The 9471-nt window shown below is 71.3% G+C and carries 5 protein-coding genes; 2 read left to right on the forward strand and 3 right to left on the reverse strand.

Features of this window, described 5'->3' with window-relative positions; translation table 11 throughout:
• Positions 1 to 93 precede the first annotated feature (93 nt).
• Complete coding sequence (locus ABZ070_RS32745) at positions 94 to 5064, reverse strand: NAD-glutamate dehydrogenase (protein ID WP_356639242.1); 4971 nt, start codon at positions 5062 to 5064, stop codon at positions 94 to 96.
• A 365-nt stretch (positions 5065 to 5429) separates the two neighbouring features.
• On the opposite strand from ABZ070_RS32745, the gene ABZ070_RS32750 reads away from it, so the two are divergent.
• Entirely contained in the window at positions 5430 to 5996 is a 567-nt protein-coding gene (locus ABZ070_RS32750) for a DJ-1/PfpI family protein (RefSeq protein WP_356639244.1), read from the forward strand.
• A 476-nt stretch (positions 5997 to 6472) separates the two neighbouring features.
• On the opposite strand, the gene ABZ070_RS32755 is transcribed toward ABZ070_RS32750, so the two are convergent.
• Together ABZ070_RS32755 and ABZ070_RS32760 are read right to left on the reverse strand one after the other, a co-directional pair.
• A complete protein-coding gene (locus tag ABZ070_RS32755; RefSeq protein WP_356639246.1) occupies positions 6473 to 7144 on the reverse strand; it encodes an HAD family hydrolase in 672 nt (223 codons plus the stop codon).
• Between the two features lie 67 nt (positions 7145 to 7211).
• Complete coding sequence (locus tag ABZ070_RS32760; protein ID WP_356639248.1) at positions 7212 to 7718, reverse strand: hypothetical protein; 507 nt, start codon at positions 7716 to 7718, stop codon at positions 7212 to 7214.
• Positions 7719 to 7995: 277 nt separating this feature from the next.
• Here ABZ070_RS32760 and ABZ070_RS32765 point away from each other — a divergent pair, with 277 nt between their 5' ends.
• Positions 7996 to 8406, forward strand: a complete 411-nt coding sequence (locus ABZ070_RS32765) for an Rv3235 family protein (protein WP_356639250.1) — start codon at positions 7996 to 7998, stop codon at positions 8404 to 8406.
• Positions 8407 to 9471 lie beyond the last annotated feature (1065 nt).

Below are 9471 nucleotides of genomic sequence, written 5' to 3' on the forward strand. Positions count from 1 at the left end.
GGCCGTGGGCGGTACGGATCTCCTCGAGGGTCAGGCCTCCGACACCAGCGCACGTATGCGCGACCCGGCCCGCCGGCCCAGGGGCACGACCCGTCAGCTGTGCGTACGCAGCAGCTGCCGCATCGTCCGCATCGCCACCGACAGGTTCGCCAGGTCGAACGTGTCCGAGCTCTGGATCTCCTCCAGCGTCGTCCGCGCCCGGCCCAGGATCGCCGCGTTCTTCTGCTCCCAGGCCTGGAACCGCTCCTCCGGCGTCGAGGTGCCGTTGCCCACGGTCAGCACGTCCGCCGTCAGCGCCGCGTGCGCCGCGTACAGGTCCTCGCGGATGGAGGCGCGGGCCATCGACTGCCAACGGTCGGCCCGCGGCAGTTCGATGATCCGGTCCATCAGCTGCGTGATGGAGAGCCGGTCCGCGAGGTCGTAGTACACCTCGGCGACCGCCAGCGGGTCCTGGCCGCTGCGGTCCGAGATGGCCACGATGTCGAGCGTCGGGAACGCGGAGGAGAACCCGGCCACCCGCAGCGCGAGGTCCTCCGGGACGCCCTCCCCGGTCAGCTCGTCGAGGATGCCCTGGTACCAGTCCAGGTCCGCGCCGCGCAGCATCTTCGGCAGCGCCGCCCACACCTGCTCCACACGGTCGGCGAAGAACTCGATGGTCTCCCCGAGCTCCAGCGGCTGCGGCCGGTTGCCCAGCAGCCAGCGTGTGCCGCGCTCCACGAGGCGGCGCGAGTGCAGCCGGACACGGGTCTGGACGTCCGCGGCGACCTTGTTGTCGAGTGCCTCGACCGCGTCCCACACCGCGCCGAGACCGAAGATCTCGCGCGCCGCGGTCTGCGCCCGCACGATCTCCTCGATCGACGCCCCGGTCTCCTCCCGCAGCCGGTGCAGGAAGGTGGAACCACCGGTGTTCACCGTGTCGTTGACGAGCACCGTCGTCACGATCTCGCGGCGCAGCGCGTGCGCGTCGATCGCGTCGCCGAACGTCTCGCGCAGCGGCTTGGGGAAGTACGCGTGCAGCAGACGGCGCAGATACGGGTCGTCCGGCAGGTCCGTCCCGATCAGGTCCTCCGCCACCGTGATCTTCGTGTAGGCGAGGAGAACGGCCAGTTCGGGCTGGCTCAGGCCCTTGCCCTGGCCCAGCAGTTCACGGATCTGGCGGTCGGACGGCAGGAACTCGAGCGCCCGGTTCAGGTGTCCGTCACGCTCGAGACGCCGCATGAAGCGCTGGTGGGCGTGGAGCAGCGAGGGCGACTGGGCGACGGCGTTGGCGAGCGCGGTGTTCTGTGCGTAGTTGTTGCGCAGCACGAGCGCGCCGACCTCGTCGGTCATCTGCGCGAGCAGCTGGTTGCGCTGCTTGACGGTCATGTCGCCGTCCGCGACAAGGCCGTTGAGCAGGATCTTGATGTTGACCTCGTGGTCGGACGTGTCCACACCGGCGCTGTTGTCGATCGCGTCGGTGTTGATCTTTCCGCCACTGCGGTCGAACTCGATACGGCCGAGCTGGGTGCAGCCCAGGTTGCCGCCCTCGCCCACGACACGGACGCGCAGGTCCTCGCCGTTGACGCGGATGGCGTCGTTGGCCTTGTCGCCGACGTCGGCATTCGACTCTCCGGCGGCCTTGACGTACGTACCGATGCCGCCGTTCCAGAGCAGGTCGACCGGAGCCTTGAGGATCGTCTGCATCAGATCGGCCGGGGTCATCTTGGTGACACCGGGCTCGATGCCGAGGGCCTCGCGCATCGCCGCGTTGACCGGGATCGACTTGGCGCTGCGCGCATGGATGCCGCCGCCGTGCGACAGCAGGTCCTTGCTGTAGTCGGCCCACGAGGAGCGGGGCAGCTCGAAGAGCCGACGGCGCTCGGCGTATCCGACGGCCGCGTCCGGGTTCGGGTCGATGAAGATGTGCCGGTGGTCGAAGGCGGCGACGAGCCGGATGTGCTCGCTGAGCAGCATGCCGTTGCCGAACACGTCACCGGACATGTCACCGACGCCGACGACGGTGAAGTCCTCGGTCTGCGTGTCGTGGCCGAGCTCGCGGAAGTGCCGCTTGACCGACTCCCACGCACCGCGGGCGGTGATGCCCATGCCCTTGTGGTCGTAGCCTGCCGAGCCGCCGGAGGCGAACGCGTCGCCGAGCCAGAAGTTGTAGGCGACCGCGACCTCGTTGGCGATGTCGGAGAAGGACGCGGTGCCCTTGTCGGCGGCGACGACGAGGTACGTGTCGTCCTCGTCGTGGCGGACGACCTGCGCCGGCGGGACGACCTCCCCCGCGACCATGTTGTCGGTGATGTCGAGCAGCGCCGAGATGAAGGTCTTGTAGCAGGCGATGCCCTCGGCCAGCCAGGCGTCGCGGTCCACGGACGGGTCCGGGAGCTGCTTGGCGACGAACCCGCCCTTCGCGCCGACGGGCACGATCACGGTGTTCTTGACCATCTGCGCCTTGACCAGGCCGAGGATCTCCGTACGGAAGTCCTCACGCCGGTCGGACCAGCGCAGGCCGCCGCGCGCGACCTTGCCGAAGCGCAGGTGGACGCCCTCGACCCGCGGCGAGTACACCCAGATCTCGTACGCGGGGCGCGGCGCGGGCAGGTCGGGGATGGCCTGCGGGTCGAACTTCATCGACACATAGCCGTGTGTGGCGCCGGCCGCCGTGTCCTTGCCCTGCTTGCCGCTTCCGTCACCTGCGCTCTGGAAGAAGTTCGTGCGCAGAGTGGCCTTGATGACGGTGAGGAAGGAACGCAGGATGCGGTCCTCGTCGAGGCTCGCGACCTGGTCGAGCGCGCCGTCGACCTCCTCGAGCAGACCGTCGATCAGCTCGGTGCCCGCTCGCTGGCGGTCCGGCGACATCCGGGCCTCGAAGAGGGAGACCAGCAGCCGGGTGGTGTGGACGTTGTTGCGGAGGGTGTCCTCCATGTAGTCCTGGCTGAAGGTCGAACCGGCCTGGCGCAGGTACTTCGCGTAGGCGCGCAGCACCATCGCCTCGCGCCAGTTGAGACCGGCGCCCAGGACCAGCGAGTTGAAGCCGTCGTTCTCCGCCTCGCCCGTCCAGACGGCGGCGAAGGCGTCCTGGAAGCGCTCGCGGGCGTCGTCGGCGAGGTAGTCGCCGCCCGAGCCGGTCCGCGGCAGGCGCATCCCGAAGTCGTAGATCCAGGCGTGCGTACGGTCCGAACAGCGCAGCTCGTACGGACGCTCGTCGACGACCTCGCAGCCGAGTCGCTGCAGCACGGGCAGCACGGCGGACAGCGACACCTGGTCACCAGTCCGGTAGATCTTGAAGCGACGCTCGCCGGGGCCGGCACCGACCGGCTCGTACAGCGAGAGGGCGAAGTCCTTATCGGAGTGGGTCAGCTCCTCGAGGCGTACGAGGTCGGCCACGGCGGAGCGCGGCGAGTGGTCGGCCTTGTAGCCCTCGGGGAAGGCGCCCGCGTAGCGGCGCAGCAGCTCGGCGGCGCGCTCCTCGCCGAACTCGGCGTTCAGCGCCTCGCCGAAGCCGTCCGCCCAGGAGCGGGCGGCCTCCACCAGCCGGGCCTCGATCCTCTCGGTGTCGGCATCGGTGAGGTGCGGCAGCTCGGTGCCGGTCGGCACCCGGACCACGAAGTGGATACGGGAGAGGATCGACTCGGTGTTCCAGGCGGTGAAGTCGACGCTGGTGCCGCCGAGCTCCTCCTTGAGGATGTCGATCAGGCGCAGCCGTACACCGGTCGTGTAGCGGTCACGCGGCAGGTAGACGAGGGCGGAGTAGTAGCGCCCGTACTCGTCCTGGCGCAGGTAGAGCCGCAGCCGACGGCGCTCCTGGAGGTACAGCACGCTGGTGACGATCCCCTGCAGCTGGTCGGCCGGGGTCTGGAACAGCTCGTCGCGCGGGTACGTCTCGAGGATCTGCAGCAGGTCGCGGCCGTCGTGGCTGTTGGGCGAGAACCCGGCGCCCTGCAGCACCTCGGCGACCTTGCGCCGCACGACCGGCACACGGCGCACGGACTCGGTGTACGCGGCGGACGAGAACAGGCCGAGGAAGCGGCGCTCGCCGACGACGTTGCCCTCGGCGTCGAACTTCTTGACGCCGACATAGTCCAGGTAGCTCGGGCGGTGCACGGTCGCGCGGCTGTTGGCCTTCGTCAGGACGAGCAGCTTGTGCTCACGGGCCTTGGCGCGGGCGTCCGCGGGCAGCCGGCTGAAGGAGGGGCTGACCGGGTGGGTCTCGTCCTCGCTGTGGTGCGGGTCGGAGCGCAGTATTCCGAGACCGGTGCCGGGCACGGCGGCCAGCGCGTCCGCGTCCGTGAGCTCGTACTCGCGGTAGCCGAGGAAGGTGAAGTGGTCGGCGGCGAGCCAGCGCAGCAGTTCGCGAGCCTCCTCGACCTCCTGGTCGGGCAGGTCGTCGGCCTTGGGCTCGTTCGGCAGGTCCTCGGCGATGCGCAGCGCGGCGTCGCGCATCTTCTCCCAGTCCTCGACGGCCTCGCGGACGTCGGACAGGACACGCAGCAGATCGGCGGTGATCTGCTTCAGGTCGGCGCGGTCGGTCTCGCGGTCCATCTCGACATGGATCCACGACTCGACGAGGGCGTCGTGCGGCAGGTCCTTGGCGGCGCTCGTCCCTGAGGGCAGCACCTCGATGAGCTTGCCGGTCACATCGCGCCGGACGATCACCTGCGGGTGGATCACGACATGGATGCCACGGCCCTGGCGGGAGAGCTCATTGGTGACCGAGTCGACGAGGAAGGGCATGTCGTCGGTGACGACCTCCACGACGGAGTGGCTGCAGGTCCACCCGTTCTCCTCGACGGTCGGCGTGTGGACCCGGACGTTCGCCGTGCCCTGGGGGCGGTTTTCGGCGAGCCGGTAGTGGGAAAGTGCCGCACCGAAGACATCGACCGGATCGCGGTCGGTGAGGTCCTCCGGAGCAGTGTGCAGGTAGTAGCGCTGGAGGTACGTGAGGAGGGTGTCCCGGTCGGGACGCTTTCCCTGCTCGGTCCCAGTCGGAAGGTGCCCCCCGGCCGGGCTGTTCTCAGCTACCCGGGCGGCCCGTGCGAGCAGCTCGGCCTTGGCTTCGTCCAGCTTGGTCTGCATGTCCTCTGGCTCCTGTCGCGCGCCGTTGCGTGACGTAGGTGAAAGATGCGACGAATCGCCGCGACACGGGGTGTCCGTTCGCAGTCGACGTTATGCCGCGATGAGAGTCGTCCGAGTCGATATCGGCCAATTCGGTCTGGCCGGCCGGACGGGAAGGGTCAGCGATGGCCCGGGCGCTGTAGCGCTCCGGGCGAGGGCCGGGGGCTTCGCTGCCCCCACGGCATATCGCGCTGATCACGCCCCCCAGGCTATCTCCCCGCACCCCCGACCCGTCATGAGCCGTATGTGTACAAAAGCAGGGCCCGAAGTTTGACACTCTGGACAGCGACACAGGCCCTCTTGGCAAGCAACCACCGGGAGCAGCCATGACCACGAAGATCCTCATCGTCACCGGGGACGCCGCCGAGTCCCTCGAGGTCCTCTACCCCTACCAGCGGCTGCTGGAGGAGGGGTACGAGGTGCACATCGCGGCCCCGGCCCGCAAAAAGCTGCAGTTCGTCGTGCACGACTTCGAGCCGGGTTTCGACACATACACGGAGAAGCCGGGCTACACCTGGCAGGCCGACCTGGCCTTCTCGGAGGTCGACCCGGGATCGTACGCCGCCATCGTGATCCCCGGCGGACGCGCGCCCGAGTACCTGCGCAACGACCCCGAGCTCCGCAAGATTCTCAAGGCGTTCTTCGACTCCGACAAGCCCGTGGCCCAGATCTGCCACGGACCGCTGCTGACAGCGGCGACCGGCGGCCTGGAGGGGCGCCGGGTGACGTCCTATCCCGCGCTGGAGCTGGACATGCAGGCTGCCGGGGCGTCGTTCCAGGACGTCGAGGCGGTCGTGGACGGCTCGCTGATCTCCTCGCGTGCCTGGCCGGACCATCCGGCCTGGATGCGGGAGTTTTTGAAAGTGCTGCGGGCGACGGCGCCGGCGACATAGCCCTGTGCGGGTGTCGGCGACGTAGCCGTGTGCGGGTGTCGGCGACGTAGCCATGTGCGGGTGTCGGCGACGTAGCCATGTGCGGGCGCCGGCGGCATAGCCGCGTGCGGGTGTCGGCGGCATAGCCGCGTGCGGGTGTCGGCGACGTAGCCGCGTGCGGGTGTCGGCGGCATAGCGGTGTGCGGATGTCGGCGTCGTGTGCTGGCGACGTAGCCGTGTCGGCCGGCGCAGGCGGCATAGCCGTGTGCCGGTGCCGGCGTCGGCGTCGTGTGCTGGCGACGTAGCCGTGTCGGCCGGCGCAGGCGGCATAGCCGTGTGCCGGTGCCGGCGACGAGCGCCGCGAGTTTGAGGCTTGAGGGCCGCGGCGCTGGCGCGGCCGCGGGCGAGCGACGGACCGCCGAGGCGCTTGCGGGCCCGAGGGCCGGCGCCGGAGCGCCGAGGCGCTTGCTGGTGCCGGCCGCCGGCGCGCGGCGGCATCAGGCCACGAGCTCCTCCGCCACCGTCACAGCCTCCTCCAACGTGTCCACCACCGGCACCCCCACCGATTCCAGGCTCGCCCGGCTGTGCGATCCCCCGGTGTAGAGCACCGCCTTCGCACCGACGTGGGCCGCCGCGACTGCGTCGTCCGCCGCGTCACCGATGACGACGACCCGCTCGGCGCTCACGCCCGCAAGACCGGCAAGGTGACGCACCATGTGCTCCGCCTTGCCGGACGTCGACGCGCCGACCCGCCCGTCGACCCGGACGAACCTCTCCTCGATGCCGTGCCGGCGCACGATCGGTATCAGGTGCTCATGGGGAGCGAGCGACAGCAGGGACTGCGTCAGCCCCGACTGCTGCCGCCGCACCAGCAGCTCGGCAGCCCCCGCCGCGAGACCGCACGCGTCGGCCCGCGCCCAGTAGTGCTTGTGGAACGCGGCATCCATGACGAGCCACTCGTCGTCCGTGGGAAGGCGCCCCATGAGTCGCTCGTAGAACCGCGGGACGGGCACGCAGTACAGCTCGCGGTAGCGCTCAAGTGTGATCTGCGCGAGGCCTATCTCCGCGAAGGCGGCGTTGGTCGCCGCGATCACGGTGCTGATGTCGTCGAGCAGCGTGCCGTTCCAGTCCCAGACCAGATGGGCGCTGCGGTTCCCCGTCTTCCCCATGCCGGAAACCGTACAGGCGGGGTACGACAATGCCGGGCGCAGCCTGTCATACGCCGGTCACAGGCGGTCAGGCGACGATGTTCGGGATCTCCTGCACGCCGAACCAGAGCAGCTCGTGGTCCTCGGCTCCGTCGACCGTGAACTGCGCGTCGTCGTCGCCGTGGTCGGCGGCACCGAGCGCGTCCACCGCGGCGGACACGTCGTCCACGGCGTCGTCGGCGTCGACGTGGACGGCCGCCGCCTTGGCCAACGGCACGGCGGAGGCGATCCGCACCTCACCGAGCGCGCTCGCGTCGAGCATGCTGTCGGGGTCTGCGACCGCGTCCTGGTCCGCCACGTCGACGGCCACGACCACACGCCGCCTTGCCGCCTCCGGGGCACCGGCCAGCAGGCGGAGCGACGCGGCGGCGGCGCGGTTCAACGCGGCGTACTCCAGCTCCTCGATGTCGTCGGAGACGTACCACTCACGCAGACCGGGCGTGACGGCATACGCGGCAAGCGGTCCGGGTCCCAGTTCGCCCGCCTCGTGCGCCGCTGCGAGACCGGGGAGGGTCAGGGGGACGTACACGCGCATGGCAGGCCGCTTTCGTAGTCTTCGGGACGCCCACAGGATACGTGCGACGTCCCCCATCGGGGTGCGCTCCCTTCCCCGCCGGCCGTCCACCTCGTACCCCGTCGACGGCTCTTCTTCCCGGCCCCTGCTGGCCCTCGTCACCCAGATAGGTGACTCTTCCGGCCAGGCCAGGCAGCACGGGATGCGCGTTGCGGCGGCCGGCCCGACGTCATAGAAGATCACCGACCAAAGCCACCTCCCGGTACACGACCGGGACGGCACCTCGGGGGCGATCTCCATGGACAGGACCCGGCCCGCAGGCCGGCGCGACCAGCGACGGCCTGTCGTCGCTGCGGCGACAGCGGCGATGGCACGCGCACGGCGGCAGCATCTGCCGCACTACTGGTTCGCCGACCGCCTGCTGGCGGTTCTCAGCGGCCAGCGGCCCGTCCACTGGATACTCGGACACACGATCGGCGAGGCTTACGAACAACTCGTCCGCCTCGCCCCGGGAGCGCCGCTGCGACCGCAGGCGCGAGTGATGCCGGTGGTCCGCCACTGCGGCGAATTCCACCCGGGCCCCGGCGTGATCGAGGCCTTCGCCCGCATCGGCTCCGGCGACCGGGTCAGCGCGATGGCCTTCCGCCTCGAACAGGGCACGGACCGCCGCTGGCGCTGCGCGGCGATCGAAGTCGCCGCAGACCGATGACGCCCCGCTCCGGCGCCTCGAGCACCCGGCCCTCTACGGCCGCTTCTGCGCCCGACAACTGCAGGCCCGACCCTCGGGAGCCTTCGGCCCCGCAGAGGCCGCCTGTCGGGCCGCAGGGCGGCCCGTGCGGGGCCAAGGAGCAGGCCGCTCCTTGGAGGCGCGCGCCCATCCGGCGGGCCCGGCACCAGGGTGCGCGTCGCCGACGGACCTGGGACCGCCGGCGCGCATCGCCCGAGACCGGGTGATGCGTCCGAGGCCTGTGGCGTGCGCCCAGCGAGCCGGGAGCGTGCCGCGCGTCGCCCAAAGGGCGCAGGCAGGGCCGAGGGGCCGGGAGCGCGCCTCGCCCACGGGCCCGAACAGGGCGGGGACGGCCGGGCAAGCCCATGAGTCCGCCCTCGGTGGGCCGAGGCCCGCCACGCCAGGCGGGCCGGGCCGCGTGCCGGGGGCCTTGGGCGCACCTCAGGCGGGCCGAGGCGCCCGGGAGCGTGCCGCGCGTGCCCGGGCAGGGCCGGGGGCGGCCGGGCAAGGCCGTGAGTCCGCCCTCGGTGAGCCGAAAGCCGCCACGCCAGGCACGCCCCGGCGACGTGCCGGGGACCTTCGGCGCACCGCAGGCGGGCCGAGGCGCCCGGAGGGCCTGGTGCGTCCAGACGGGCCCGGAGCGGTCGGGCGAAGCCCATGAGCGCGCCGCCCCATGGCCGAAGCCCCGGGCAACCTGGAAAGGCGTGGGCGCGCCCTCAGGCGGGCCGAGGGGGCCGTGGGCAGCGCGGGCGGCCATGGGCGCCCCAGACGGAGGCGCCGAGGCCTCAGGCCCGGCGCGGCACCGCGGCCCGAGGGCGGCCGGACGCGCAACGGAGCCTCAGCCGCCACGAGCCTCAGGCACCGCCACGGCCCCCGGGGGCCACCCACCATCGACGCCCCCCGGGGCCGAGCCAGCGGTCTCCCGGAGCGCACCCGAGTTCGGGGAAAGCCAGCCTGCTCGCGGGCGCCCCGGTGACCGAGCGCGAGACCTGGCAATCACTGTGGGACCGGCTCGGCGACGGCACGCTCGCAAAGGAGCAGGCCGTC

Source organism: Streptomyces sp. NPDC006283 (assembly GCF_040613325.1).
Taxonomy (GTDB): Bacteria; Actinomycetota; Actinomycetes; order Streptomycetales; family Streptomycetaceae; genus Streptomyces.